The 25,538-nt window shown below is 49.6% G+C and carries 26 protein-coding genes and 1 riboswitch; of the genes, 4 read left to right on the top strand and 22 right to left on the bottom strand.

The annotated features are described in order from the left end of the window. Positions 1-48 precede the first annotated feature (48 nt). The 3 genes from CFI03_RS00550 to CFI03_RS00540 all read right to left on the bottom strand — a co-directional run bounded on the left by CFI03_RS00550 (position 49) and on the right by CFI03_RS00540 (position 1,945). Positions 49-1,053, bottom strand: a complete 1,005-nt coding sequence (locus CFI03_RS00550; protein ID WP_116393711.1) for a CobW family GTP-binding protein — start codon at positions 1,051-1,053, stop codon at positions 49-51. 140 nt (positions 1,054-1,193) lie between these two features. Continuing rightward, the gene (gene yjcZ / locus CFI03_RS00545; protein ID WP_015842688.1) at positions 1,194-1,316 is read right to left on the bottom strand and encodes a sporulation protein YjcZ; all 123 of its coding nucleotides are present in this window, start codon (positions 1,314-1,316) and stop codon (positions 1,194-1,196) included. A 149-nt stretch (positions 1,317-1,465) separates the two neighbouring features. After that, entirely contained in the window at positions 1,466-1,945 is a 480-nt protein-coding gene (locus CFI03_RS00540; RefSeq protein WP_116393710.1) for a GAF domain-containing protein, read from the bottom strand. 108 nt (positions 1,946-2,053) lie between these two features. On the opposite strand from CFI03_RS00540, the gene CFI03_RS00535 reads away from it, so the two are divergent. Next, a complete protein-coding gene (locus CFI03_RS00535) occupies positions 2,054-2,548 on the top strand; it encodes a CAP domain-containing protein (RefSeq protein ID WP_116393709.1) in 495 nt (164 codons plus the stop codon). A gap of 142 nt (positions 2,549-2,690) precedes the next feature. Further along, positions 2,691-3,953: an alkaline phosphatase gene (locus tag CFI03_RS00530; protein WP_116393708.1), complete on the top strand. Its 1,263-nt coding sequence runs from the start codon at positions 2,691-2,693 to the stop codon at positions 3,951-3,953. Positions 3,954-4,042: 89 nt separating this feature from the next. Here the strand turns inward: CFI03_RS00530 and CFI03_RS00525 are convergent, their stop codons facing one another. Genes CFI03_RS00525 through CFI03_RS00515 form a run of 3 tightly spaced genes read right to left on the bottom strand, consistent with a single transcriptional unit; the run spans position 4,043 to position 6,306 of the window. After that, positions 4,043-4,765 carry an amino acid ABC transporter ATP-binding protein gene (locus CFI03_RS00525; protein WP_116393707.1) on the bottom strand — a complete coding sequence of 241 codons (723 nt, stop codon included), beginning with the start codon at positions 4,763-4,765 and terminating at the stop codon, positions 4,043-4,045. Continuing rightward, entirely contained in the window at positions 4,758-5,429 is a 672-nt protein-coding gene (locus CFI03_RS00520) for an amino acid ABC transporter permease (protein WP_116393706.1), read from the bottom strand. Before CFI03_RS00520 ends, CFI03_RS00525 begins: the two co-directional genes overlap by 8 nt. A 16-nt stretch (positions 5,430-5,445) precedes the next feature. Next, positions 5,446-6,306 (bottom strand): ABC transporter substrate-binding protein, encoded by an 861-nt coding sequence (locus tag CFI03_RS00515; RefSeq protein WP_116393705.1) that lies wholly within the window; start codon positions 6,304-6,306, stop codon positions 5,446-5,448. 258 nt (positions 6,307-6,564) lie between these two features. Here CFI03_RS00515 and CFI03_RS00510 point away from each other — a divergent pair, with 258 nt between their 5' ends. Then, positions 6,565-6,855 carry a hypothetical protein gene (locus CFI03_RS00510; RefSeq protein WP_116393704.1) on the top strand — a complete coding sequence of 97 codons (291 nt, stop codon included), beginning with the start codon at positions 6,565-6,567 and terminating at the stop codon, positions 6,853-6,855. Between the two features lie 77 nt (positions 6,856-6,932). Here the strand turns inward: CFI03_RS00510 and CFI03_RS00505 are convergent, their stop codons facing one another. After that, entirely contained in the window at positions 6,933-8,207 is a 1,275-nt protein-coding gene (locus tag CFI03_RS00505; protein ID WP_116393703.1) for a nucleobase:cation symporter-2 family protein, read from the bottom strand. 3 nt (positions 8,208-8,210) lie between these two features. Beyond that, positions 8,211-8,813: a xanthine phosphoribosyltransferase gene (locus tag CFI03_RS00500; RefSeq protein ID WP_116393702.1), complete on the bottom strand. Its 603-nt coding sequence runs from the start codon at positions 8,811-8,813 to the stop codon at positions 8,211-8,213. A gap of 139 nt (positions 8,814-8,952) precedes the next feature. Beyond that, a riboswitch (purine riboswitch) is annotated at positions 8,953-9,056 on the bottom strand. Between the two features lie 93 nt (positions 9,057-9,149). Here CFI03_RS00500 and CFI03_RS00495 point away from each other — a divergent pair. Beyond that, on the top strand, positions 9,150-9,677 hold the full coding sequence (locus CFI03_RS00495) for a DinB family protein (RefSeq protein WP_116393701.1): 528 nt from the start codon (positions 9,150-9,152) through the stop codon (positions 9,675-9,677). A gap of 92 nt (positions 9,678-9,769) precedes the next feature. Here CFI03_RS00495 and groL read toward each other — a convergent pair whose 3' ends face one another. The 14 genes from groL to CFI03_RS00425 all read right to left on the bottom strand — a co-directional run bounded on the left by groL (position 9,770) and on the right by CFI03_RS00425 (position 25,443). Then, positions 9,770-11,398: a chaperonin GroEL gene (gene groL / locus CFI03_RS00490; protein WP_116393700.1), complete on the bottom strand. Its 1,629-nt coding sequence runs from the start codon at positions 11,396-11,398 to the stop codon at positions 9,770-9,772. A gap of 66 nt (positions 11,399-11,464) precedes the next feature. Continuing rightward, on the bottom strand, positions 11,465-11,746 hold the full coding sequence (gene groES, locus CFI03_RS00485; RefSeq protein ID WP_116393699.1) for a co-chaperone GroES: 282 nt from the start codon (positions 11,744-11,746) through the stop codon (positions 11,465-11,467). Positions 11,747-11,965: 219 nt separating this feature from the next. Continuing rightward, on the bottom strand, positions 11,966-12,556 hold the full coding sequence (locus CFI03_RS00480; protein WP_116393698.1) for a TetR family transcriptional regulator: 591 nt from the start codon (positions 12,554-12,556) through the stop codon (positions 11,966-11,968). Positions 12,557-12,590: 34 nt separating this feature from the next. Beyond that, on the bottom strand, positions 12,591-13,763 hold the full coding sequence (locus CFI03_RS00475) for a YhgE/Pip domain-containing protein (protein ID WP_248756127.1): 1,173 nt from the start codon (positions 13,761-13,763) through the stop codon (positions 12,591-12,593). Between the two features lie 243 nt (positions 13,764-14,006). Next, positions 14,007-14,945, bottom strand: coding sequence for an aminoglycoside phosphotransferase family protein (locus tag CFI03_RS00470; protein ID WP_116393696.1), 939 nt, complete (start codon positions 14,943-14,945; stop codon positions 14,007-14,009). 171 nt (positions 14,946-15,116) lie between these two features. Next, a complete protein-coding gene (locus tag CFI03_RS00465) occupies positions 15,117-16,823 on the bottom strand; it encodes a glycoside hydrolase family 2 protein (protein ID WP_116393695.1) in 1,707 nt (568 codons plus the stop codon). Continuing rightward, a complete protein-coding gene (locus CFI03_RS00460; RefSeq protein WP_162862743.1) occupies positions 16,807-17,058 on the bottom strand; it encodes a hypothetical protein in 252 nt (83 codons plus the stop codon). The genes CFI03_RS00465 and CFI03_RS00460 overlap by 17 nt, the downstream gene beginning before the upstream one ends. Further along, positions 17,027-17,836 (bottom strand): polysaccharide deacetylase family protein, encoded by an 810-nt coding sequence (locus CFI03_RS00455; RefSeq protein WP_116393694.1) that lies wholly within the window; start codon positions 17,834-17,836, stop codon positions 17,027-17,029. Before CFI03_RS00455 ends, CFI03_RS00460 begins: the two co-directional genes overlap by 32 nt. A 142-nt stretch (positions 17,837-17,978) precedes the next feature. Beyond that, positions 17,979-18,155 carry a DUF5011/hyalin repeat domain-containing protein gene (locus tag CFI03_RS00450; RefSeq protein WP_162862742.1) on the bottom strand — a complete coding sequence of 59 codons (177 nt, stop codon included), beginning with the start codon at positions 18,153-18,155 and terminating at the stop codon, positions 17,979-17,981. A 19-nt stretch (positions 18,156-18,174) separates the two neighbouring features. Further along, on the bottom strand, positions 18,175-19,875 hold the full coding sequence (locus tag CFI03_RS00445) for an ABC transporter substrate-binding protein (RefSeq protein WP_116393693.1): 1,701 nt from the start codon (positions 19,873-19,875) through the stop codon (positions 18,175-18,177). Positions 19,876-19,946: 71 nt separating this feature from the next. After that, complete coding sequence (locus CFI03_RS00440) at positions 19,947-20,840, bottom strand: carbohydrate ABC transporter permease (RefSeq protein ID WP_116393692.1); 894 nt, start codon at positions 20,838-20,840, stop codon at positions 19,947-19,949. A 12-nt stretch (positions 20,841-20,852) separates the two neighbouring features. After that, a complete protein-coding gene (locus CFI03_RS00435) occupies positions 20,853-21,812 on the bottom strand; it encodes an ABC transporter permease (RefSeq protein WP_116393691.1) in 960 nt (319 codons plus the stop codon). Between the two features lie 252 nt (positions 21,813-22,064). Next, a complete protein-coding gene (locus CFI03_RS00430) occupies positions 22,065-23,642 on the bottom strand; it encodes a response regulator (protein WP_116393690.1) in 1,578 nt (525 codons plus the stop codon). Further along, a complete protein-coding gene (locus tag CFI03_RS00425; RefSeq protein WP_116393689.1) occupies positions 23,635-25,443 on the bottom strand; it encodes a sensor histidine kinase in 1,809 nt (602 codons plus the stop codon). Before CFI03_RS00425 ends, CFI03_RS00430 begins: the two co-directional genes overlap by 8 nt. Positions 25,444-25,538: the final 95 nt, after the last annotated feature.

Here is a 25,538-nt window from a genome sequence, read left to right as displayed (position 1 = left end):
TTTTCCCAAGCATACGATTAGATAGACATGGTCTTGTCGCATTGCCGATTATTCTGTCGAATGGTTAGGCTCACGCTCGAGCTTACGCAGCTCCTCAAGCACGGCATCCTTCGAGAAATGCTCGCCGATAAAGACGGCAACGTCATTCACTTCCCCTTGCGGCGTGATCCGGATAAAGTCCGTTTCCCGGTACGCGTATTGGAACAAAAAGCGGCTCGCCGTATCCGAGAACGTTACAATGCCCTTCGCCCGGTACACATGATCCGGCAGCTGCTTCAGAAACGCCTCAAACGCTACGCTGTCGACCGCTCCGTTCAGGTAATGCGTCATGACCATAACATGCTCATGGGTATGATGATGGTGATGCGAATCGCGATGCCCGTGTTCGCTTTCCGCCTCTCCTTTATGTACGCCGACGCCGGATAGCTGCGAAGCATCCTCCGCTTGCCGCTCGATGAAAGCCCAATCCTCCACCTGGCAGCGGACCGTCGTCATAACCGGGGCAACCGCATTGATCTCGCGAACCAGCTGCTGCGCCTCCACCAGCTCGTCCGGAGCCAGCTTATCCGCCTTGTTCAGGAGCAGCCTTGTCGCACACCGGATCTGATCGCGCATCAGCTTAAACGTCTTGCCTTTCCCGCTTCGGCTCCGCTGCAGCAGTTCAGGTCCGTCCACGACGGTAATGACGCTCTGCAGCTCAATCCGGCAATACAGAGCAGCCTCCGTTACGCCGTCCATAATCTCCATCGGATTGGCCGCACCGGTTGATTCAATCACGATGACATCCGGCTGATGCGTGTCAATCAGGGTTTTAATCTCCAGGCTGAGATCGCTTCGAATCGTGCAGCAGATGCAGCCGCTTAGCATTTCCGACATCGGGACTTTATCTCCGACCATCTGACCGTCCAGATTAATATCGCCAAGCTCGTTCATAATAACGGCCGCTTTAAGCCCTTGCGCCTGCCAATGGTCCAGCAAACCGGTTAGTAGCGTAGTCTTGCCGCTGCCAAGAAACCCCGACAGCAAATAAATCGGTATAATGTTTGTGTTCATCGCTGCTCTTCCCTTTCCGTCTGTCATCCCTTCATTATAGCGCTACCGCATCCGGCTGCAACCATGTCACGCCGCAGCGAAAAAAAAAGACTGCCCCGCGCCAAAATGGCGGGGGCAGCCTCTTTTTATTTAATCAGACATTAAAGCCAGACGGATCTGATGATGATGACCAACAGAATGAAGAGGACAAGAATGAATCCAAAAGCACTGCCGCCACCATATCCGCAACCGGCACCTGCAACAGGACCAACTCCGTAGCTCATTTGTTCATCTCCTTTAACTAATGTACAGTATCCTATGTTTAAAAACCCAAACGGTATAGGCATTCATCAAAATTGTGCGTTTGCTGAATTTTAATGAATGATGCACATTGCCAAGAAAACTGAGCATGTACCCCTTTTTCAGGACGAAATTATAGATACTCCCCTAAGCGCTCGTTAAAAATAGTCAAATATTTAAGGTCCGTTTCGTCGAAACGGTTGAAGGACGGACTGTCGATATCCAGCACGCCAATGATCCGGCCGCCGTTGTACAGCGGGATAACCAGCTCGGAATTAGAGGCACTGTCGCAGGCAATATGCCCGGGGAACTGATGAACATCATCGACGAGAACGGCTTCCTTGCGCTCCACGGCTGTTCCGCATACCCCTTTGCCAACCGCGATACGCGTGCAGGCCGGCTTCCCTTGGAACGGTCCAAGGACAAGCGTTTCCCCTTCCAGCGTGTAAAAGCCAACCCAATTAATATCGTCCAGGAACTGCTGCAGAAGCGCCGAGGCATTCGCCAGATTGGCGATCCGGCTGCTCTCGTCCTCTACCAGTCCCGTTAATTGCTTGATAAGCAGCGTATAGTTCTCTTCTCTCGTGCCCGTATACAAGTTTCCGTTAAACATTTTATATCACTCCTACTCTATCAACCTGACCAACCATCCAAACCAGACTTGATCGTATGAATAGAATATCATATTCCAGCAGCACGAGCGATTAGGGGGATAATTTGGGTGACGAAGAAGAAAACCGCAGCAAGGAAAAAATCGAGCGCAACGAAGAAAACGAATACGGAGAGCCACAGCGCAAAAGCGGATCTGCTCTATCCTTTGCAGGAAAACTTTGAAGATGAAGTGTTTGCCCTGGTCAACCAAGCGAGAGAAGCCGCCGGCCTTCAGCCTCTCAGCAGACTGGAAGTGCTCTTTGAAGCGGCTGAAGCGAAAGCGCAGGATATGAGAGACAACCATTATTTCGATCATCTATCCCCCACGTACGGCACTCCGGGACAAATGCTGACGCAGTTTGGCGTGGAATGGACCGCTTACGGGGAAAATATCGCTGCCGGACAGCGGACACCGGCCGCTGTCATGGAAGCATGGATGAATAGCCCTGGCCATAGGGCCAATATTTTGTCTCCTAAATATACGCATTTGGGAATCGGATACGCACCCGGGACAAATGACAGCCGATACCGGACTTATTGGGTACAGGAATTCGTAAGACTATAGATCTGATTTTTCGCCCAGCTCCAACTTTTCTCCTATTTTTGCAACTTATTTACAAAACCTTTACTTCTCCTATACATTCTCCTAATAGAGGCTCGGTAAGATGCAATTGAAATCGAGCTATCCAATAGGAGGGGATACAAGAATGAAAGGCAAAGTTTTGAAGACAGCCCTGCTTGGAACAGCAGCAGCCGCGCTTGTTGTTACCGGTTATACAGGAGTTAAGAGCAGTAACCAGGTTAACGCTGCAACCCAAAAAGCAAAAAACGTTGTTCTCTTTGTTGGCGACGGCATGGGCACCGCGCAGCGTGATGCCATCCGGCTTGCTACAGTAGGCGAAAGCGGACAACTGGCTATGGACTCGATGCCTTACGTTGGCCTCATTCATACAAGCTCCACAACGGCCATCACGGATTCCGCCGCTTCCGCAACCGCATATGCAAGCGGCGTAAAAACGTACAACGGCGCAATCGGCGTGGACGCAAACAAGAAAAGCGTAAAAACGATCATGGAATACGCAAAGGATAAAGGCATGTCTACCGGTCTTGTTACGACAAGCCAGATTACGGACGCAACGCCCGCGGCTTTTGCTTCCCATGTAGAAGACCGCTCCAAGCAAAGCGATATCGCCCTGCAATATTTGACGAAGTCGAAGGTTGACGTGCTGCTCGGCGGCGGCGAAGACTTCTGGTATCCTGCAGGCGACAAGGGTGCTTTCGACGATGAGACGCCAGCCGATCCTTCCGAGAAAAGCAAAGGAACGCAAGGCGACCTGGTGAAAAAAGCGAAGTCGCTTGGTTATACGTACGTAACGAACAAAACGGACATGACCAAAGCAAAAGGCAAGCTGCTTGGCCTGTTCGCTAACGAAGAAATGTTCCAGCAAAAGCCGGAAGGACAAGGCGATGTCTACAACCCGATCGTCCCTCTTGCCGACATGACGAAAAAAGCGCTGGACACTCTCTCCGCAAACAAAAAAGGCTTCTTCCTTATGGTCGAAGAGGAAGCTACGGACGAAATGGCTCACAACAATAACGCGAAGCTCACGATCAAAGCCGGTCAAGAGCTCGACAAAGCCGTAAAAGTAGCGAAGGATTTCGCGAAGCAGCATCCGGATACGCTCGTGCTCGTTCTTGCCGACCACGAAACAGGCGGCTTCTCGGTTGAAGAGGTAGACGATTCCGACGAGTCTACGGATGGCAAAACCATCTCCGGCGAAGACGGCCCGTTCGCAATCGCCAATTCCAAATTGAACTTTGTCGTTGACTGGACAACTTCCGGCCATACGGGCGTTGACGTTCCGGTTACGGCAACAGGCGCAGGCTCGGAGCTGTTCACGGGCATTTTCGAGAATACCTCCATCTTCAACAAGCTGGCGCAAGCCTTGAATATTACGATCAAGAAGTAAGCCCCGCTTGAACATTCCCCGCTATACAAAAAAGAGACTTCGCTTGGCTAATCCGCCATGCGAAGTCTCTTTCTTTATTTCAATAATCCTTATAACACCTTGCTAAGGAATTCTTTCGTTCTTGGATGCTGCGGATTCGCGAATACTTCACGCGGCGGTCCCTGCTCGACAATCTGCCCGCCGTCAATAAACAACAAGCGGTCCCCTACCTCGCGCGCAAAGCCCATCTCGTGGGTTACGATGACCATCGTCATGCCTTCCTTCGCAAGCGACTTCATCACGTCAAGCACCTCGCCGACCATCTCGGGATCGAGTGCCGACGTAGGCTCGTCGAACAGCATCACATGCGGTCGCATCGCAAGCGCGCGGGCAATCGCTACGCGCTGCTTCTGGCCGCCGGACAAGCGGTTCGGGTACGCATCCCGTTTCTCCTCAAGACCTACGCGGCGCAGGAGCTCAAGGCCGATTTTGTCCGCCTCATCCTTTGCCACGTTCTGTACTTTGGTAGGAGCAAGCGTAATGTTCTGCAGCACCGTCTTGTGCGGGAACAGGTTAAACTGCTGGAACACCATGCCCATGCTTTGACGAAGCTCGTTGATATTCGTGTTGCGGTCCGTAAGGCGTTTGCCTTCGTACTCAATCACGCCGTCCGTAGGCGTCTCGAGAAGGTTCAGGCATCTCAGAAAGGTGCTTTTGCCGGAGCCGCTTGGCCCGATGACGACGACAACCTCGCCTTTCGCAATCTCCGCATCAATGCCGTTCAGAATATTCGCTTTGCCGAATGATTTCTTAAGTCCGGTTACTTTAATCACTTGTTTTCAACCTCCGTTCGCCAATGCCAAGCAGCTTGGACAACGTAAAGATCAAGACGAAATAGATCAACGCGGAAATAAGCATCGGCTCAATGGAAATATAGGTGGCGCCTCTAATCGCATTTGCCTGGTAAGTCAATTCGGCGTATCCGATAACGGACAATACCGACGACTCTTTTACGACAACGACAAACTCGTTGCCAAGCGCGGGCAATACGTTTTTGAATGCCTGAGGAAGGATAATTTGACGCATCGCCAATCCTTTCGACATCCCCAAAGAACGAGCGGCTTCCATTTGACCTTTATCCACCGCTTGGATACCCGCACGCATGATCTCGGCAATATAAGCGCCGCTGTTTACGGTAAGGGTCAGATAAGCGGCCGTAAAGATACCGATGTCAAAGCCAAGGAAGATCGGAAGTCCGTAATAGAACAAGAACAACTGTACGAGAAGCGGCGTACCGCGAACGATTTCAACATATACCGTTCCGATGAAACGAAGCAGCCACAGTCCCGACAAACGGAGGAGGGACACGAGAGTACCAAGCACAAGGCCGCTAAGAACGGCAAGCAGCGATACCTCCAACGTCTTTTTAATGCCGGTCCAATAGTACGAACCATAGTCGTTTAGAAAAGAAAAATCCCAATGATACGCTAATTCCATGATGTCTACCTACCTTTTATTTCTCGGAGATTTGCGTCATTTCGGATACCCATTGATCAATCTTCTTGTCCGCAGTCAGATGATCAAGCGTTTTTTGAATCTCGGCGAGAAGATCCATTTCCCCTTTGTTAACCGCTACAGCGGAACCGCCGGACTCGTATTCAGGCGAAATGCTTGTTAATGCGAGATCGGAGTTTACGTTGGCATACCCTTGCGCAACCGGAAGCTCGGCAATGAGAGCATCAACCTTTTTCGATTTCAGCTCAAGCACCAGATCCGTCGTTTTACCCAAGGATTTCAACTTGGCGCCTTTAATGCCTTGACCGATTTTCTCTTGCGTGGAGCCCATTTGAACGCCGATCGCTTTACCTTCCAGGTCAGCCATCGTCTTGAATTTGTCTTTATCTTCCGCACGAACAAGAACGCCTTGTTTAGCTTCGTAATAAATCTTGGAGAAGTCTACCGCTTTAGCGCGTTCCTTATCCGGCGTCATGCCTGCGATAACGAAGTCGATTTTGCCAAGCTTCAGCTCGGCGAGCAGGTTGCCGAAGTCCATATCCTTAATCTCCAGCTCAACGCCAAGATCCTTCGCAACTTCCTTTGCGATCTCAATGTCGAAGCCTACGATTTGATCTTTACCGTCAATATTTTTGTGGAACTCGTACGGCGCGTATTCAGCGCTTGTGCCGAGGACGATTTTTCCGGCTTTCTTAATATCGGCCAGCTTGCCGGTAGCCTCTGCGGCACCGTTATCCGCGGATGCGGCCGGGCTTTCGTTAGAGGAAGGATTATTCGCGTTGTTTTTGCCGCCGCATGCCGCCAGCGTAAACACAACAACTAATGTAAGCATAAGAACCAAGCTTTTTTTCAACGTCATGTCATTCAACTCCTGATGTCTGATCATTAGAAAACCAGTTGATTATAATTCATTATCACGTATAAAGATACAGGTTTTTTCTCCCATAATTTTCAGCTTCGCTAAGTCGTTGGCCCTACTACAGGAAGCATTCCCAAATAACCTCATCCTCACTCGAAGGCGGCGAGTACAAGAAGCCAATATACGCCATACTCCTTTTATAGTAGAATTTATAGCTGAATGAAACATGCTTCCCAATTCGATTATGAGGTGCTTACCATGTCCATCAGTTTTACGTCATCGATCATTAGCCGATTAAAACGGGATATCGCTGAAATAGACCGGCAGATTGTCCAAAATAAAAGCAAAGCTGCCAAGATTAACGCTAAAATCAAACAGCTGCAAAAAGACAAACCTGACGGTTCCTCGCCGGCAGACCAGAGTAAATTGACCCAAATCAAAAAGCTCAGCGCCCAAGCCGATCAATTAACGGAATCGCAAACGGATCTGGCCAAGCAATTGTCCGTGAAAAACGCCGAGCTTAGGCTTCAACTGGCTAAGGGGAAATGATCTTGAACAATTCATTGAAGCAAAAAAGGATGCAACCCTTATCAGGTTACATCCCCACAAACAACCGGCCTGAAACTTTAAGCGTCTTCAGAGCCGTTCTTGCCGGATAATAGCAGATTCATCAGAATAGCGGTAACGGAGCCGGTTACGATCCCGTTCTGCAGAAGCATCTTGGCAAAGTCCGGCAGCTGGTCGAAGATTTGCGGCACCGCCGAGGATCCAAGACCAACGGCAATACTGCATGCGGCGATGAGCAGATTACGCTCCTCGCGCAGATTTACTTCGGACAAGATCGAGATGCCGGAAGCCGCAACGGAGCCGAACATGACAACCATCGCACCGCCAAGCACCGCATTCGGGATCACCGTCGTAATCGCCGCAAGCTTCGGCAGCAGGCCAAGCACAACCATAATGCCGCCGGCCGCAAAAATGACATCGCGGGTTTTTACGCGAGTCAGCGTGATCAGACCGACATTTTGCGAAAAGGCCGTATAAGGAAACGCATTAAATAATCCGCCGAGCATAATGGCCGCGCCTTCCGAGCGGAGACCGTTAATAATCTGCTTCTGCTCCACCTTCTGATCCGTCGCTCTACCAACAGCCAGATAAACGCCCGTGGATTCCACCATACTGACAATATTGACGATAATCATCGTGAACACGGCCGTCAGGCTGAATTGCGGCGTACCGAAGTAGAACGGTTGAACGATGTTGAACCAGGAAGCCTCGTTTACGGGCGCAAAGCTGACGATTCCCATCGCGTATCCGGCGATCGTGCCAACGGCAAGGCCAATCAGCACGGATATGGAGCGCAAGAAGCCTTTGGCGAACCGATTCACGAGCAAAATGACGATAAGCGTGCCAAGTGCCAGCAACAGATTGCGAGGCAATCCGAAGTCCGCGCTGCCTTGTCCGCCGGCAACGTTATTCATGGCAACAGGGATTAGCGAAAGTCCAATGATGGTAACGACCGAACCGGTTACGATGACCGGGAAGAACTTCAACAGCTTCCCGTATAGCGGTGCTGCCAATACGACGAAAAGGCCGGATAAGATGATTGCTCCATAAGCCGTAGCCAGATTCGAGGCAGACGCAATCGCTATGATTGGGCCCACCGCCGTAAACGTGCAGCCGAGGATAACCGGCAGTCTACTTCCGAAATATTTGGTACCCAGCACCTGCAGAATCGTTGCAAGACCGCAAGTGAATAGGTCGGCCGCGATCAGGTAGGCCATCTGCGCTGGAGTTAAGTGGAGCTGATTCCCGACGATTAACGGAACAACAACGGCGCCTGCGTACATCGCCAAGACATGCTGAAACCCTAATGTAAATGCCCTCTGTTTGCCCAGCATCCCTTATACCGTCTCCTTTACAAGCTCTTTGGCCGATTCCTCGAAATCGATTTCCCCCGGCGCCATTCTGGAGATGGTTGCAAGCGACTCGACGCTGACATTCATTTGCTCCAGCAATCCCCGGCCCTCTTGGAATCCTTTTTCAATGACGCAGCTAACGCCGGCAAGCTCAGCGCCGGATTCTCTCACGATATGAACCAAACCAACCAGGGCTGCGCCCGTTGCGAGAAAATCGTCAACGATAAGAACCTTGTCGCCGGGTCCCAAATAATTTTTCGAAACCGTCACCTGATACGTTTCTTGCTTCGTAAAGGAATGAACAGACGCCGAATAGACCTGCTCCGACTGCGTAACCGCCTTTTTCTTCTTGGCGTATACAAACGGAACTTTAAGCGCAATACCCGCAGCCATCGCAAATTGAATGCCGCTTGCTTCAATCGTAAGCACCTTCGTAATAGTCTTGTCCGCAAACCGGGCCACCAATTCTTTGCCAATCTCCAAGGCAAGCTCCGTGTCTACTTGATGATTCAAGAAGGAATCCACCTTCAGCACCGTATCGGACAAAATTAATCCTTCTTCGCGTATTCGATCTTTCAGCCTTTTCATCTTTTTCGCTCCTCTAGTTGAATAAAAAAAGGGACAAGCCCTATTAGGCCTGTCCCACGTTAAACTAATTCGTGCACGCTGAACTACATTCGAAGGCTTTCCTACTGCTTCCAGTACGGAAAAGCACAATAAAGAAAAAATGCAAACAGCGATCACTCATAGTCGGATAGTTGCGATGGTTATCCGGTAGAAACTTATGGGCCATATTCCCATGATTATATGAGTCTTTTTAAAAATGCATTTCTAATCATACTAGGAATGAAGGCCAGATTACAAGTGGTATTTTTTTATGATAGGCTATTAGGGCAGAACGGTTTCTAGGAGAGGAGCAAGCAAATGAATTTTAATCTCACGGAAGCGATTGAAGTATTGGAACGCACACCGCAAACCTTGCAGCTTTTTTTATCTGGCTTATCCGATGGCTGGCTGGCATGCAATGAAGGGGAAGGAACTTGGAATGTGCGGGAGGTCATTGAGCATCTAATTGAGGGCGAGAAAAACAACTGGATTCCGCGTCTCGAATTTATCCTCGCAGAAGGCGAACATGCGCCCTTCCCTTCCTTTGACCGTTACGCTCATTTGAATCAAGCCTCTGCCCGGTCATTTGAACAGTCCTTGCTTGAATTTATTGCGATCCGGACTCATAATATCGCGAGACTCGAGGAGCTCGTGAAGGATGAATCCAGTCTTGAGCGGACTGGCTCCCATCCTGCATTTGGCGTCGTAAAGGTACGGGAGTTAATCGCTACTTGGGTTGTCCATGACATGACGCATATCGCCCAAATCGTCAGGGTTATGGCCAACCGTTATGTTACGGATGTAGGACCGTGGCATGAATACTTGGGGATACTTAATAAGAAATGATAAAGAGGCTGCAAACGCGCTGTTCAGCGCGTTTGCAGCCTCTCTTGTTAGATGACTGATTTTTTCCGAATCGGACGTACTCTGTCCGATTCTTACATCATGCCGCCCATACCGCCCATGCCGCCCATATCAGGCATAGCCGGTTTGTCTTTCTCAGGCTTGTCGGCAACAACCGCTTCGGTAGTCAGGAACATAGCCGCTACGGAAGCTGCGTTTTGCAGAGCGGAACGAGTTACTTTCGCAGGGTCAACGATACCCGCTTCGAACATGTTCACCCATTCGCCGGTTGCGGCATTGTAACCAATGCCAACTTTTTCGTTTTTCAGACGCTCAACGATGACGGAACCTTCTTGGCCAGCGTTCGCAGCGATTGTGCGAAGCGGCTCTTCGAGGGAGCGCAATACGATGTTAACGCCTGTTTGCTCGTCGCCGCCAATTTGAATAGCCGCAACTGCTTTGTATACATTGATCAGAGCTGTACCGCCGCCGGATACGATGCCTTCTTCAACCGCTGCGCGAGTCGAGTTCAGGGCATCTTCAATGCGGAGCTTGCGCTCTTTCAGTTCGGTTTCGGTAGCCGCGCCGACTTTGATTACCGCTACGCCGCCAGCCAGTTTAGCCAGACGCTCTTGCAGCTTCTCACGGTCGAACTCGGAAGTTGTTTCTTCCAGCTGCACGCGGATTTGGTTAACGCGAGCTTGGATGTCGTCAGGGTTGCCGCTGCCGTCAACGATGATCGTGTTTTCTTTCGTAATGCGAACTTGGCGAGCGGAACCGAGTTGGTCCACAGTAGCGGATTTCAGCTCAAGGCCGAGTTCTTCCGTTACGACTTGCGCGCCAGTCAGAGCCGCGATATCAGCCAGCATCGCTTTGCGGCGGTCGCCGAAGCCCGGAGCTTTAACGCCTACGCAAGTGAATGTGCCGCGCAGTTTGTTCAGTACGAGCGTAGCTTGCGCTTCGCCTTCGATGTCTTCCGCGATGATCAGGAGCTGTTTGCCGGATTGAACGACTTTCTCCAGAACAGGCAGGATCTCTTGGATGTTCGAGATCTTTTTGTCCGTGATCAGAATGTATGGATTGTCGAGGACAGCTTCCATTTTATCCGTATCCGTGATCATGTACGGGGAAACGTAACCGCGGTCGAATTGCATGCCTTCAACCACTTCAAGTTCCGTTACGAAGCCTTTCGACTCTTCAACGGTGATAACGCCGTCGTTGCCCACTTTTTCCATAGCTTCCGCAATCAGTTGGCCAACTTCATCGTCAGCAGCGGAGATCGAAGCTACTTGCGCGATCGATTGTTTGCCTTCGATTGGTTTAGCGATAGCTTTCAGCTCTTCAACCGCAGCTTTAACCGCTTTTTCGATGCCTTTGCGGATAACCATTGGGTTAGCGCCTGCCGTAACGTTTTTCAGGCCTTCGCGAATCATCGCTTGAGCCAGAACGGTAGCCGTCGTTGTACCGTCGCCGGCAACGTCGTTTGTTTTAGTCGCTACTTCTTTAACCAGTTGAGCGCCCATGTTCTCGAATGCGTCTTCCAGCTCGATTTCTTTCGCGATGGAAACGCCGTCGTTCGTGATGAGCGGGCTGCCAAATTTCTTCTCCAGTACCACGTTGCGGCCTTTAGGACCAAGCGTTACTTTAACCGCGTTTGCAAGTTGATCAACACCGCGCAGCATTGCGCGACGAGCGTCTTCGCTAAATTTAATTTCTTTTGCCATTACCAGTTACCTCCCAGAAAGTATAATAAGTATCTTCCGCCTTGCCCTCTATGTTAAGAAACGGGCTTATCCAAAGATCGCGTGAATGTCGCTTTCCTTCATAATCAAATACTCTTTGCCGTCGTATTTGATTTCTGTTCCCGCATATTTCGAGAAAAGGACGCGGTCGCCAACTTGAACTTCAAGCGCAACGCGAACGCCGTCTTTCAGCGTGCCGCTGCCAACTGCCACTACTTTGCCCTCTTGCGGCTTTTCTTTAGCCGTGTCCGGCAAAACGATGCCGCTTGCAGTCGTTTCTTCTTTTGCGATCGGTTCGATCAATACGCGTTCACCTAAAGGTCTGATCATTGAAAATAGCCTCCTTAAAAAATTTGTCGCTTATTGTTTTTTATTAGCACTCGTAAGCTTGAAGTGCTAACAACCATTTTTATCATACTCATTTTCCAGTCCGATTTCAAGTGTCTTGGACCAATTTTGCAGTTAATTAACATCGGCTTGCAAGGCACCTTCACCATTATAGCCCTAGCAAAAAGACGGCATACGCAAATACGCGCATGCCGTCTCTAATTACAGCTTCACTTGCAAGCCGCCCAAAATAAAATGAGTCATCTCTTCAATCGTGTATTCCAGCGTATGAGGCCCCTCGCTGCGGATAGCCTGCCAGTACTCGGAGTTGCGATTAAACAACAATACGCCCGCGATGGAGTACACGGTAAGATCAACCGAGTTGAATTGGAACACGCCCTGCTCGCGGCCTGCCTCCAGCCACTTTCGCAGCGCCTGCCACAGCGGCATAACGTAATAGCGGATTTTGTCGATGCGAGAAGTGTTCAGCAGGATTTCATACTGGATAATCTGAACAAGCTCCGGATCGCTGTACCGAAATTTGGAGACCTCCGAAATAACCAGCTTCACGCCGTCAAGCGGAGGCAGGTCTTTGTCCACGTTAGCAAACTGTTGGCTAGGAAAATACGCATCGAACAAAGCCGCGAACATATTCTCTTTCCCGCCGAAATGATACGAAATGAGAGCGACGTTAGCCCCGCCCGCTTCCTCGCATATTTGCCTTACCGTTGTCCCGTCAAAGCCCTGGCTGGCAAACAGCTTCTTTGCCGCAAGCAGGATGCGGGACTTCACATCGCTCTCATTCGTTGTCATTGTCTAGTCCTCCAGCAAATCTATTTAAATCGAATTATTTAGCCGAAACCGCCGCCTCTTGCTTTTGGCGGGCCCTTCCGCTTCGTTTCAGCCCCGTTGCCGCAGCGCTCACCGCCACGGCCACCGCCGTAATCAGGAAGAGAGCCGCTACCTCATGGCCCACGCCGGGTCCGCCAAACAATAAGTTCATATTGCCTTCAACCGCATACGTTGCGGGAAGTACGGAACCAAGCCCGGTATAGAAGTCCGATAACAGCTCGCGCGGAACAATGGTACCCGAGGATACTAGCTGCGCCGACAACAGCATAATGTTGAACAGCATGCCTGCCATGCCAAGCAGATAAAGAAACATTTGCGATACGAACATAAAGGTGAGCAGGAACAGCATTTCAAATAACCATAGATGGAAAAAACCCTGCTCGATTTGTCCGCCAAGCGATAACAGCAATGCCGAGCCTACTAATGATACAACAACTGCTGCCGCAATATTAATGATACTTCTTGCCCCAAATCTTCTCCAGCGGCTGACGCTGGCCTGAACGGCCATCGCCGACTGCTCCAGATTCATCCCCATAATCATGGCGCCTACATAAGAAGCAAGCACCATCATCATCGGCACCATCTGATTGTTCATGCCATGTATGGCGTTAGTCGACTGAATATCCGCCGTTACGCGCTCAGCCAAGCTTTGGGCTGCCGTAGCAGCCTGATCTTCCGGCATCTTGGCAGCCACTCCAAGCGTTGTCTTCACGCCGGCGGCTACCGCCTGCTTGTTGACCTCGGCCGTAACCTGCTCGGCTACTCCGTTCATCATGCTTTTAATTAAAGCAGGATTCGACTCATTAATCCAATACTGAATGTTGGCGTGTCCGCCTGGGGACGCCGCCTTTTGCGTAAAATCCTCCGGCATGTAAATAATCATCTGAAGCTTCCGGTCATCCAGCTGCTGCTTGGCAGCGTCCAAATTATCCAGTCGGGACATCCGGAACGGCAGCTCCTTCAACAGATTCGCCGCTACCTGCTCTCCCAGCTGCTGATCTTTATTGACAACCGCAATATGCAGCTGATTGGCACGATCGGTTACCCCGTCATAGCCCGTCATCCAAATCAAAGAGAATATGATCTGGAACATCAGTGCCGTAATAATCCCGATCCATGTGGTCGGGCGCTTCATAAATGCCTGCAAAGCCTGTTTCAATCTCTCCACTCCCTCTATCTATATCTCGTCTTAAACATATGTTTAAAACAACTGTTTAATACAATATCAAGCATGCCTTCCCTTGTCAATGGCAAACAAATAATTCAGAGAGAAGAAGAGTAGTAGAGTCTCAAGACACAGACACAATGCGAATGCATATTTAGATTCAATAAACAATGGGTAAACGTGAAAAAAGCAAGCAACTGATCATAGTTCAGTTGCTTGCCGGTATCCCCTTTAAAATTTCCTATGCTATTCCATAATCATGCCAAGGAGTTGTTTCGCAAACGCAGCGTAAGGCACGATCAGATCAGGACTTCGATCAATAGCCCACCTAAGGTTATCGAAAGCCCTTAATAGCAGGAAATGCCTCGTTTCAGTAAGATCTTTTTCACTTATTCCGTACCCGTCCATAAACGCTTTGAACTCTTCAACGCTTGCACTTTCTTCTAGCCCTAGAATTTGGTAATGCATCAATTGAGCAACGGTTGCATGCGGTACCACGCTTACTTCTGGATTCCAATCCAGCAATATCACTTGGTTTGCCTGATTGACAATCGTATTCTTTAAAGAGATATCACCATGGTTTAAACCGAAGCGGAACCGTGTGCTCTTCAAATTTTCAAACCGTTTTCTTACTCTCTTCGATTCCATCTGAGTGATTACTCCAAGCTCAATCAAGCGATCATGCTCAGTCAAACTATTGATGTTATACTGTACATACCCTAGCCAGCTGCCGTCTGATCCGGCATGAGAAGGTGACTGAAAATAACCGTTGACTAGATCAATCAGATCCCCTCCATATCCCTTCACTTGAATCGAATGAATAAGCTTGGCATATTCACCCAGTTTCCTCCAAACATAGGACTTGGGAACGGCACTGTCTAACCCGTTATCTCCCTCGATAAAGGTTTGAATCATATATGCAGTTTCATCAACTATACCAATGGACAACACCTCGGGACCAGGAACGCCAACTGCGGCTGCTTGCTCGATACACCATTTTTCTTTGATAAAGCTTGGGAATGTATTTTTATCGTTCATGCGGACAACAACTTTGCGACTCCCCGTCTCAACTGCGCAAACCTGATTTGTGATGCCTTTACCTATGATCCTATATGAAGCTTTTACTTGTTCCAGCAGAAAATCGGCTGCAATTCGTTCTGCTTGTATAACTACAGCGTCTTCCATAGTTCCTTTAATCCCCCTCAAGTGTCGGGCTTCGAACAGTTTATCACACCCTTTTTTGGAAAGTACGTTTATAACTAAACTATACTAAGCCCGAATAGCCTGCCGGATCAGCCGGCAGGCTATTGAATTTATCGTAACGTTTTCCGTTCAACACCTTATTTTCAACAAGATTTACTCCATAGTGGGGCGCGGCTGCCGTCCTGCAAAATACTTTTTTACAACGGAATAAGCGAGCTTCGGTCTGCGGTACCGGTCGACGATTCCCTTGCTGTTCTGCGTTCCAGCGCGGGTTAGCAGCCATCCTGTTCCTTCCGTTACCCTGCAATCGCAAAATTGCCAGATCAGCATGCCGGATAAGAAATGGACGGACGTATAAGCCGCCAAATTGCGCTCGATGATATCGGCCTGACGCTCCTCCGTTCCTTTCACCCGACTCGGATCCCGGTAGCCGTAATAGCCGTCGGCCCCGAATTCGCTCATAATCATCGGCTTCCCAAGTCCTCCGGCTCGGTCCGCCCAAAGTCTCGCCTGCTTGACAAGCTCCAGAGGATCCTCGTCCTCGTACCAGAGCGGATACAAGTTGAACGAGACGATATCCGCAAGATCGAAGCAAAGCTCGCGATCGCGGTGATGCGAAGCAAAGCTTAGCGGCCTTGACGAATCCATCGCCCGGATTTGCTCGAGCTGCGACCGATACATCTCCCGTCCTTCCGGCGTATCGCTTGCGCATTCGTTCAGTATCGCCCAGATGATGATGCCCGGATGGTTGTAATGAGTCTCCACCATCTCCCGGTTGCAATCCTCGCACTGCTTGGCGAACAAAGGATGCTTCATTTGCTCCAGGCTAAGGCCGCGCGCATGATTTTCTTCCCATACGAACAAGCCCCGCTCATCGCACAAATCAAGAAACCGTTCGTCGTTCGGATAGTGGCTGGTCCGTACGGTATTGGCGCCCATGTCCAGCATCAGTTCGATGTCGTTCACCATGAGAGGGTAAGGAATGGCGGCTCCTGCCAGCGCATGATCCTCATGCCGGTTGAAGCCCTTCAGAACAACGTCCTCGCCGTTTATTTGGATGCGGCCATTCTCCGTTGTCACCGTTCGAAAGCCGACCCGCTCGATCAAATCATCCGCGGGAGCTTCCCGTCCCTCTATATATAGATGCGCCTTCAGCAAATAGAGATTGGGGTCACCCGCCGACCACGGAGTAACGCCAGGGAACGATTCCGTAATCGAAATCTCGACGGTTTCGCCCGGCTTCACGCCAGCCTCCCCTGCGGCAATGTCCCTGCCTGCCAGACTGAGCTGCAGCCGTGCGCGATGGGCTCGTTGTCCGATATTCCGTACATAGAGGCGAATCCCACCCTGCCAACCTTCAGCCGTACGAATCGGCGTAAAGACGATTCGTTCGATGAACAACTCTTGCAGCAGCTCAATTGCCGCAGGTCGGATTAAACCTCCATAGGTATAATAATCGTTCGGAACATGGAGCGCGGACGATTCGCCGAATGAATTGTCGACGATCACTGCAATTTCATGCGTTCCCGGTTCGACATCCGGAATGACGACGGCAAACGGCGTATACGCATTATAATGGTGCCCTGCCGGAATTCCGTCAAAGAAAACGTCAGCTGTATGGCTCACGCCTTTGAAAACAAGCCGAATTGAGCCTTTCCGCGATATTTCTAAAGTTCGCCGGTATACGGCCTTCCCCCGGTAGGTCGCAAACTGCGGGTGCATCTCCCAACAGCCGGGCACGGGCATCCGATATTCGTAGCGGGACGGTAACCCCTCAATCCCGTTAATCGGTTGAAAATCCCAATCGCCTTCCAGCTCTTGCACGTCGCGTATTTCATTCGTTCTAAACAGTCTCAGCAATGGATTTCCCTCCAAACTCTTTATCTAATTCGACAATTTCAATCGCATAAGGGGCCATGTTTAAAGCGCTCATCAACAGGAACAAATAGCCTTCCAAGGTAGAACCAGTTTCATTTTCCCATTCGAAAAAGGCACCAGGGTTTTGCATGGAAGAAACCCGGTACCTTACCAAACTTTTTGTTAATTTTGAAAACTTTCGCTTGCTATCGCAGCATTTTCGTTTCGCCTGCCGCAATACGGACGACTTCTCCGTCTGCGCTAATCCAAACCTCAAGGGCGTTCGGATTATGCACCATGCTCCTATCAACCGAGAAACGGAGCGCTTTGAGCGCATTCTGATAGGCTACAATGTCCGTCATCGTCGCTTTCCAGACCGACTGCTCTCCGCCGAGCAGTTCTCCCGTCTTGTCTACCAGCTCCCAGTTGTCATCGTTGTCGAACTCATAGCTGTGACCCCAAATGAACAATAGCTCCATCCGACTAAAAAATGAATTGGACGACAGCAGCTGCTCCGCCTTCTCGACCATGTCCTTGTGGTGGCAGGTCGGATGCCATCTCAGCGGATCATCCGGCATGTGGAAACCGCCGTGGCTTTGGACGGTGCGGGCATATTCGATGCCGAGCACCGGCAGCGCATGCACGACGCGGTCGTTGTAGGTGCCGAACGGATAACTCATGCCGCGTACAGGGTATCCCGCAATCGCTTCCAAATTTCGGCGGTCCGTAATCAACTCCTCCGCGATCTGTTCATCCGGAGACTGCTCCAGGAACGGGTGAGTGACGGAATGGGCCGAAATCTCGTGGCCGCGATATAAGTCCGTTACTTCCTCGGCATTGATGTAACCTTCCTGGCCGAATTTGCCGGAATTCAGATGGAACGTTCCTTTGAGCCCGTATCGGTTAAAAGCCTGTACTAGTCTCCTGTCCTGCTCGCGGCCATCGTCAAAACTAAAGACGACCGCCTTGCCAAGCCCTCCCGGAAACCGGTCGAATTGAATGCTCACATTTCCCATTATAACTCCCCCTCGTTTCGATGCTATTACACCGCATGCTATTAAACCTTGATTTTAAAGCCATGAAATAGCATGATAAAGACATTTCAACCGAAATACCTCCGAACCATTCCGGTCGGAGGTATCCAGTTCCTGAAAGGGTTTATTTTTTTCCATGATCATGGGGAACCGTAACCGTGGCGGATGCTTCCGTAACATTCCCTGCTTGATCTGTTGCTCTATAAGTAATCGTATAAACTAGCGGTTCTTTACTTTTTGCTTTTTGGGCCAGCAGCTTAAATTCCGTATCTAATGTGCCGAAATCGGCTTCCTGTACCATGGATTCGTAAGCCTTGCGCTTATTTCGACCAAAGCTCAGCGCGGTCCTTCACCATCTTTGTAACTTCTTCATTGAGCTTTGCAACGCCTGCGTCTTCCAGATCCTTCAGGAACTGATCATAGACCTTATCGAAATCTTCCGGCTTCGCCAGAATCGCTTCCGGTATGCGTTTCTTCATAATATCCTGCGTTTTCTGGAAAATAACGTTCGCCTTGGAGCCCGTCTCGAACGAAAGCGTCCATGCCGCGCCGTATTTGCGTTCAGGGAACGAGTCATCAGAAGGCCACAGATCCTTGTAAGTCGTTGCGCCGTAAGCTGCCAGCGTCTTTTTGTCTTCTTCCGAGTAAGTTGCTTGGATCTGATCAGGGAATGTCGTCGTATAGTAGTTTCCGGACGGATCCTTCACGCCGTCGCCGTAACGGGCGGATAGGTTGTAGTTGCCGATACCCGTTGTTTTCGTAAATTTGTTGTTATCGTTTGTTTTCTGCTCCAGCACATCGGCAGGAATGACTCGTTTGCCGTCTACCACATTGTAATGCTTGCCTTCAATCCCCCAGTTTAAAAGCACTTGGCCTTCATCGGAGGCAAGGTAGTCCAGGAATTTAATCAAACGAACCGGATCTTGAGCATCTTTCGTAATACCGATTCCGAGGGCTGGAAGGTAACCAGGACTTGCGAAGGTATGATCCTTGTAAGTGTCGTTCAAGGTTACAGGGAAACGAGCGTATGTCGAAGCGAATTTGCCTTCCGCTTTCAAAGCGTTCTCGGCTTGGCCGTAATCCCAACTTTGATCGATAAGCCCCAGAACGCGGCCGGAAGCGATTTTTGCTTTGTATTGATCGTATTTTTGAACGAAGCTTTCTTTATCAAGCAAGCCGATATCGTTCATGTGATTCAGCCAACGGAAGTATTCTCTTTCTTCTGGACGCTGGTAGTGCATGATTGCTTCATAAGTATCTTGGTTAATGAAGAATTCGCCATCGTCCGGAGCGCCGGTTGCCAAGAACGCAGGGTTTGTTGCCGAAATGAGAATTTGCCATTCCCCGCCGTTAAGAGACAACCCGATATTCGGTTGGCCGTCTGCCGTTTTTGGATTTTTCTCTATATATGCTTTGATTGCAGCTTCGTAATCCTCAACGGTTTTAATTTTCGGGTAGCCGGCTGCTTCAAGCACTTGGTGCTGCAATTGGAAACCGCTTCCCGAATCAAAGTACGTATGACCTACGCCGGTCAGCGAAAGCGTATAAATCGCGTCATCATCCTTGCTCCAACGCAGGCGGTTATAATATTCGCCGTAAACCTTTTTAATGTTGGGACCATACTCTTCGATCAATGGACGAAGGTCGATCAAAGCGCCTGCATCAACCAATTTGCCTGTGCTGCCGCCCGGCATAACCAGATCCGGATACTCATCGCTTGCTACCATAAGTGCGTACACGTCTGTGTCGGAACCGCCGACAGGGAATTCTTGTTTAATGGTAATGCCTGTCTTTTCTTTAATAAATTTGCCGATATCGGATTGCATATCATCCCAGTTCGGGTTGTTACCTGCAGCCAAGCGAACCGTAATGGGCTCAGCTGCCCGCTCATTTGTTGCTTTTGTTGATTCTGGCGTCGTCGCGTTATTACCGCCTTCATTATTCGAATTGCTGCATGCCGCGATGAATACGAATACGAGTGCCAACATTAAGCTAAGTGCCATTTGGATCTTTCTTTTCATTTCGTTAAGCCCTCCCCTTTTTCATGTGCGTGATTTGCATGTATATAACAGGAAACCTGCTATTACCGAAATTAGCTTTTTACTGCGCCAAGCGTCATTCCTTTGACAAAATACTTTTGAAGGAATGGATATACGAGCAGGATTGGTAAGGTAACGACGATCGTAATCGCCATCTTAATGGATTCGGGCGATACCGCCGCCATCGCTTGCTGTGCGTTCGGGTCGCGGTAATCGCTGCCCGTCTGCGTAGACAACAGCACCTTCATCAACTCGTACTGCAGCGTCGTATTTTCCGGATTCCTGTTATTGAACAAGTACGTATCAAACCAGGAATTCCAGTGTCCGACAGCAATGAACAATGCGATTGTCGCCAATACGGGTTGACAAAGCGGAAGAATAATTCTCCAATATATAGTCCAATCATTAGCACCGTCAAGTTTCGCTGACTCTTGAAGCGCAAACGGAAGTCCGTCGATATACGAGCGGATAACGAACACGTTCCAAACGCTGAGCAGTGCAGGAATGATGTAAACGTTAAAGGTTCCGATCAAGCCTAGGTATTTCATCAATAGGAAGCCCGGAATGAGTCCGCCTGAGAAATACATCGTGAGAGCGAACAAAACCGACATCCATCTTCTGCCCTGAAAATCAGGACGGCTTAACGTGTAAGCCATCATGGACGCTGCCACAACCCCGATTGCCGTACCGATTACCGTCCGAATGACGGTGTTTTTAAATCCGGTAAGCAAGCCCTCAAAGCCGAAAATCGTTTCATAGTTTCTTAAGGTAAATTCTCGCGGGTAAACCGTCAGACCGCCTCGTACGGTATCCACCGAATCGTTAAATGAAATCGCGAGTACATTTAAAAACGGATATAAAGTTACAAGAGCTACCAACGCCATGAATACATAGATGAAAATGTCAAAGATTTTATCGCCAATATTTTTTTGAACAACACCTTGCATATGCCGCGCCTCCTATATGACAGTTTCTTTGGTGATTCTCTTGTATATTCCGTTCGCGATAAATACTAATAGGATGCTGACTACGGAATTAAATATGCCGATCGCCGTACCGTACGAATATCGGCTCAATTGAATACCGTACTTGAGCGCATACAGATCGAACACCTCGGAATAATCAGATACCAGAGGGTTGCCAAGCAAGAACTGCTTCTCGAATCCAATACCGATTAAGTGTCCAATAGACAAGATGAAAAGTACCATGAAGGTTGTACGAATACCAGGCAGCGTGATATGCCACATCTTGCGGAATCTGCCTGCGCCGTCAACCGTTGACGCTTCGTAAAGCTCGGGATCGATGCCAGCCATCGCTGCCAGGAAAATAATCGAGTTCCAGCCCATTTCCTTCCATAAATCTGAAGCGGTTACAATTCCCCAGAACAAATTGCCTTTAGCCATAAACTGAATAGGCTGGTCGATAATGTTAAGCCACATGAGCAATTGGTTCACCGCTCCGCCGTCTGTCGAAAGCATCTTATATACGAGTCCGGATACAACAACCCATGAAACAAAGTGAGGCAAATACGAAATCGTTTGAACCGACCGTTTGAAAAACTGACCTTTCATCTCATTTAACAATAATGCGAATACAACGGGAATCGTGAAGCCTACAATCATGCCCATCGTACTCATGGCCAGCGTATTGCGCAAAACAATATAAAATCTTTCATCTTGGAATAATTCAATGAAATTCTCAAAGCCGACCCATTTCTGATCGAGAATTGAATTTTTCGGCTTGTAATTTTGAAATGCGGTAAGCCAGCCCCAGACAGGCACATAACTGAAAATAACAATCCATACTACGAATGGAAGTGACATCATGTACAAGTAACGCTGCTGGAATGCTTTGAACCAGATCCGGTTCCTTTTGAGCGTCGACCCTGCTTCCGGGGTGCCTTCTGTTAGCGGTTTCATTTGTGCTCCTCCTAGCTTCTTAAGCTTCCTCTTTCATATGATTGCTTACTCTCTCCTATTTGCACTATCATAAACGATAGAGACCCTTCCATTGCACCCGATAAAATGAACCTAAAATCATATCAAAATAATTCTTTTCGAACGCTTATGCTATGAATCTCAAGAGGTTAGCCGAAAAAAAAGGCATCCACATCCCCAAAAAAAGGGATTGGATGCCTTTTTCACTCTTTGCCGCCCTCATTTTAAAAAAATCTAGGATGTTTCCAGCGAAATGGTCTTGGCCTTTGGAGGAGCCCCTTTGATCGAAGAGGGGGGAGCTCCTACATATTTCTTGAATTTGCAATGGAAATAATCCACATTGGGATAACCTACGAGCTCCGAGACCTCGTAGACCTTGTGTCCTTCTCTTAGGAGCCGGATCGCTTGCTGAATCCGGACCTTATCCAAGAAGGTATGGAAGGAGTCTCCCGTATGCTGCTTGAACATTCTGCCCATATACCCCTTATTGTAATTGTAAATCTCCGCCATCGTCTCCAGCTTTAAATTTTCATGGTAATGCCGCTGGATAAAATCCATCACTTGCTTGACCACAGGCAGGTTGCCGTTTCCCCCCAGTCTTCTCGCCAGTTCGGCAAGCTGGGAATGGGCGGCGTTCATCACTCTATCGTAATGCGTGTGCTGATAAAGCTCGGCAATCAGCGGCGCATAGTCCTGGATATCGATGCTTTGATGGAGAGCGGCCAGCTTGCTTAGGGTGACGGACAACATTTTGGCCAGGCCGGTCTTGATCGCGGTTTCGGAAGAATCGTAAGCCACGAGTGCTCCTCCCGCCTCCTCAAGCGTCTCAGCCACCCCCTCGCATCTGCCGAGATCCAGCATATAACACAGCTTGGTAGAGAGCGCCTCCAAATCCGGAGGAGCATGTTCGTTCGACTCGGTCGCAATATGGCTCAAGACCGATTCCGTTACCATGTGGATCTGCCCTCCGGCAAGCAGAAAACGGTTTTTCAACAATCCCAAGGCATCCTCGTACGATTGTCGGATATCCGCAAGTTCATAAACGATTCTTCCAGCGGCTGCAGTGAAGCCCGGCTTAAGCCCGCAGGAATCTTGCAGAAGCCGAGTCCATTCGTTTTTGGCGCCTGGCCCGTTCAGATCTTCCTTCAAAAGAAATCCGATATACGGTCCGGTCTGAAACCCGTATCCGAGGCCCTCCATCTCCGCGGCTTCCAGCCATCTCGTCTTGACCGACTCCAGATAAGCAAGTCCTTCTTGAGAGATGTCCTCCGCCTCAACCAACAAAATCTGTTTGGATTTCCCTGCAAAGCTGATTAAGGGCACCAGCTCGCTTTCCAGTTCCTGAGCGTCAGCCGGATCAGCCGCGATCAACTTGAGGATAAGTTCCTCCCGCAGCGCATCGGCATGGAATTCGGACAATTTAGCGCGGCCTGACAGCCGGTCTAGCTTGGCTCTGATGCGCAGCAGTTCCTCTCTAAACTCCTCTACATCAATCGGCTTGAGCACATAGCCGCTCACATTCATCTCGATGGCTTGCTTGGCGTAGGCAAAATCGGCGTACCCGCTCAAAATAAGAAATTGGCAATCCCCGTCTATCTTGCGAATTTCGCGGATCGCTTGAAGACCATCCATCCGCGGCATCCGGATATCAATGACGATCAGCTCGGGAGACAACTCCTGATGGAGGGCAACCGTTTTTATTCCGTTCGAGACGTCTCCAACTACGCAGAAGCCAAGCGCTTCCCAATCGACAATTTTCAGAAGCCCCTGCCGGATCGCCGGTTCGTCGTCGGCAACTATTACCTTATACATGCAAATTCCCTCCCAACGGTATTGAAAATGTGATGCGGGTACCGGATCCCGGCGGGCATTCCAGCCTTAGCCCGAACCCTTCTCCGTAGGTCAGAATAAGGCGCTGATGTACGTTGCGGAGTCCGATCCGATGCTCCTCCGCATCTTCCATATCCAGAAATGAATGCTCGATTTCCCGCATTTTGTCCTCCGGTATGCCGCATCCGTTATCCTCCACCGTAATCACTACCCGATCCGTCTCCACACGCGCATCGATGATTACGATTCCGCTCTCTTCAACCTCCTCCAGCCCGTGCACCACGGCATTTTCTACAAGAGGCTGAACAATGAGCGGCGGAATCTCCACTTTCATTGCCGAAGGATCCAGGTGAAGCTTATATGTCAAACGTTCGTCGTCGAAGCGGAATTGCTGAAGCTCCAAATAGCAGCGTACAATATCCAGCTCTTCCTGAAGCTTGATCTTGCGGTCTCCGATTTCAATGCTGCGCCTCATTAGTTTCCCCAGGAGATGCACCACATTGGATATTTCCGCATCTCCCTTCACAAACGCTTTCATTCGAATGGACTCCAGCGCGTTAAACAGAAAGTGCGGGTTGATTTGGCTCGCCATCATCTTCAGCTTGATGTCGCGCTGCCGCAGCTCCAGCAAGTTTTTGTGCACATGGAACTCTCTCACCTCTTCCATCAAGCCCCGGATGCTGGCAAGCATATGGTTGAACTGTTTGGATAACACGCCAATCTCATCGTTTCCATCCACATCCGACTGCACGTTCAGATTCCCCATGGAAACTTTGTTCAACACCTTATTAAGCAGAAGCAATCTGCGGGACAAGAAGGAAGAGGTGATGTAGATGAGAACGATCGCGATGAACAAACTAGCCGCAATAATGGTAAACCCCAGCCTGCTGACCCGGTTTGCGTCGCTCACGATGCTGTCGATCGGAAAGACCGAAACGACTTTGAGCCCGTTCCGGCTATATGGCGGAATCACCTCCTCCACCACAATTTTCGAACGTTTTCCCTCGTAATTAAACTCGTAGGCTCCAGCCGGTTTATCGCTCAAATCCTTGGCGAAATCCATGCTGTCGATATTCCGGCCGACCCATTGCGGGTACTTGGCAGCGACAATTAGGCCCTGAGAATCGAAAATCATCGTGTCGAACGGTTCCTGGCTTAGAAGCCCATTCAATTCATTCTGATCCAGATCGATGACCAGCACTCCACGGGAACGGTAAACCGGAAAATCAATTCTGCGAACGAGGCTGAGATACGGACGATGTTCCTTCGTCTCGTCCGCGATGTAATGCCAAGTGATAGACGAACCGGGGTTGTTGAGCGCCTCCCGATACCATTCCGAGTTCTTGACAGACTCATCTGGGTTTAGAAAGTACCAGTTGCTGATCGGCATCGGGGGGTCCGTGTAGAAGCGAATGTTATAAATTTCCTTATATAGCTGCACATAGTCACGGAAATAGCGAAAATCCCAATAGGCTGTAACCAGTTCGAAAGTGGTCTCATAGCGGGAATTGACCAAATTGGATAACCTGTCGTCGACTTGCAGGTTGTGCGATATTTCAATCGGCATCCGAAGAATGTCCGTTAGTTGCTTCTTGATTTTATCCACGTTGTTCATCGTTTGGTTCGTAGCCTGATCTAGTACATTCTGACGGTAAGATGCCGTCAAGATACTGCCCACGAGCAGTACCGGGATGAATACCACAACCACGATGGAAATGATCATCTTGTTCTTGAGCCGGATATTGTTTGTTTTCCTAACCGCGGCGAGAATCTTGCTTCTCATTCCAGGTCTCCTTTCGGATGCTTGAGCATTTCTGTGGTAGCGCTTACAACAAGAATCTTACGAATAAGTCGAAACTATTATTCTATCGAAATTAT

The sequence above is a fragment of the Paenibacillus sp. ATY16 genome (assembly GCF_003399985.2).
In the GTDB taxonomy this organism is placed as follows: Bacteria; Bacillota; Bacilli; order Paenibacillales; family Paenibacillaceae; genus Pristimantibacillus; species Pristimantibacillus glycanilyticus.
Note: the sequence above shows the minus strand (reverse complement) of the source record. Positions and strands in the feature narration are given on the sequence as shown.

What these genes read in the sequence shown, in the direction of transcription:
- CFI03_RS00510 (WP_116393704.1), top strand. Translation starts at nt 6,565, where the DNA reads ATGTCCATCAGTTTTACGTCATCGATCATTAGCCGATTAAAACGGGAT.
- CFI03_RS00470 (WP_116393696.1), bottom strand. Translation starts at nt 14,945, where the DNA reads ATGGAAGACGCTGTAGTTATACAAGCAGAACGAATTGCAGCCGATTTT.
- yjcZ (WP_015842688.1), bottom strand. Translation starts at nt 1,316, where the DNA reads ATGAGCTACGGAGTTGGTCCTGTTGCAGGTGCCGGTTGCGGATATGGT.
- CFI03_RS00450 (WP_162862742.1), bottom strand. Translation starts at nt 18,155, where the DNA reads ATGGTACAGGAAGCCGATTTCGGCACATTAGATACGGAATTTAAGCTG.
- CFI03_RS00455 (WP_116393694.1), bottom strand. Translation starts at nt 17,836, where the DNA reads ATGGGAAATGTGAGCATTCAATTCGACCGGTTTCCGGGAGGGCTTGGC.
- CFI03_RS00530 (WP_116393708.1), top strand. Translation starts at nt 2,691, where the DNA reads ATGAAAGGCAAAGTTTTGAAGACAGCCCTGCTTGGAACAGCAGCAGCC.
- CFI03_RS00500 (WP_116393702.1), bottom strand. Translation starts at nt 8,813, where the DNA reads ATGAAAAGGCTGAAAGATCGAATACGCGAAGAAGGATTAATTTTGTCC.
- CFI03_RS00495 (WP_116393701.1), top strand. Translation starts at nt 9,150, where the DNA reads ATGAATTTTAATCTCACGGAAGCGATTGAAGTATTGGAACGCACACCG.
- CFI03_RS00550 (WP_116393711.1), bottom strand. Translation starts at nt 1,053, where the DNA reads ATGAACACAAACATTATACCGATTTATTTGCTGTCGGGGTTTCTTGGC.
- CFI03_RS00520 (WP_116393706.1), bottom strand. Translation starts at nt 5,429, where the DNA reads ATGGAATTAGCGTATCATTGGGATTTTTCTTTTCTAAACGACTATGGT.
- CFI03_RS00425 (WP_116393689.1), bottom strand. Translation starts at nt 25,443, where the DNA reads ATGAGAAGCAAGATTCTCGCCGCGGTTAGGAAAACAAACAATATCCGG.
- CFI03_RS00435 (WP_116393691.1), bottom strand. Translation starts at nt 21,812, where the DNA reads ATGAAACCGCTAACAGAAGGCACCCCGGAAGCAGGGTCGACGCTCAAA.
- CFI03_RS00505 (WP_116393703.1), bottom strand. Translation starts at nt 8,207, where the DNA reads ATGCTGGGCAAACAGAGGGCATTTACATTAGGGTTTCAGCATGTCTTG.
- CFI03_RS00515 (WP_116393705.1), bottom strand. Translation starts at nt 6,306, where the DNA reads ATGACGTTGAAAAAAAGCTTGGTTCTTATGCTTACATTAGTTGTTGTG.
- groL (WP_116393700.1), bottom strand. Translation starts at nt 11,398, where the DNA reads ATGGCAAAAGAAATTAAATTTAGCGAAGACGCTCGTCGCGCAATGCTG.
- groES (WP_116393699.1), bottom strand. Translation starts at nt 11,746, where the DNA reads ATGATCAGACCTTTAGGTGAACGCGTATTGATCGAACCGATCGCAAAA.
- CFI03_RS00480 (WP_116393698.1), bottom strand. Translation starts at nt 12,556, where the DNA reads ATGACAACGAATGAGAGCGATGTGAAGTCCCGCATCCTGCTTGCGGCA.
- CFI03_RS00430 (WP_116393690.1), bottom strand. Translation starts at nt 23,642, where the DNA reads ATGTATAAGGTAATAGTTGCCGACGACGAACCGGCGATCCGGCAGGGG.
- CFI03_RS00445 (WP_116393693.1), bottom strand. Translation starts at nt 19,875, where the DNA reads ATGAAAAGAAAGATCCAAATGGCACTTAGCTTAATGTTGGCACTCGTA.
- CFI03_RS00540 (WP_116393710.1), bottom strand. Translation starts at nt 1,945, where the DNA reads ATGTTTAACGGAAACTTGTATACGGGCACGAGAGAAGAGAACTATACG.
- CFI03_RS00440 (WP_116393692.1), bottom strand. Translation starts at nt 20,840, where the DNA reads ATGCAAGGTGTTGTTCAAAAAAATATTGGCGATAAAATCTTTGACATT.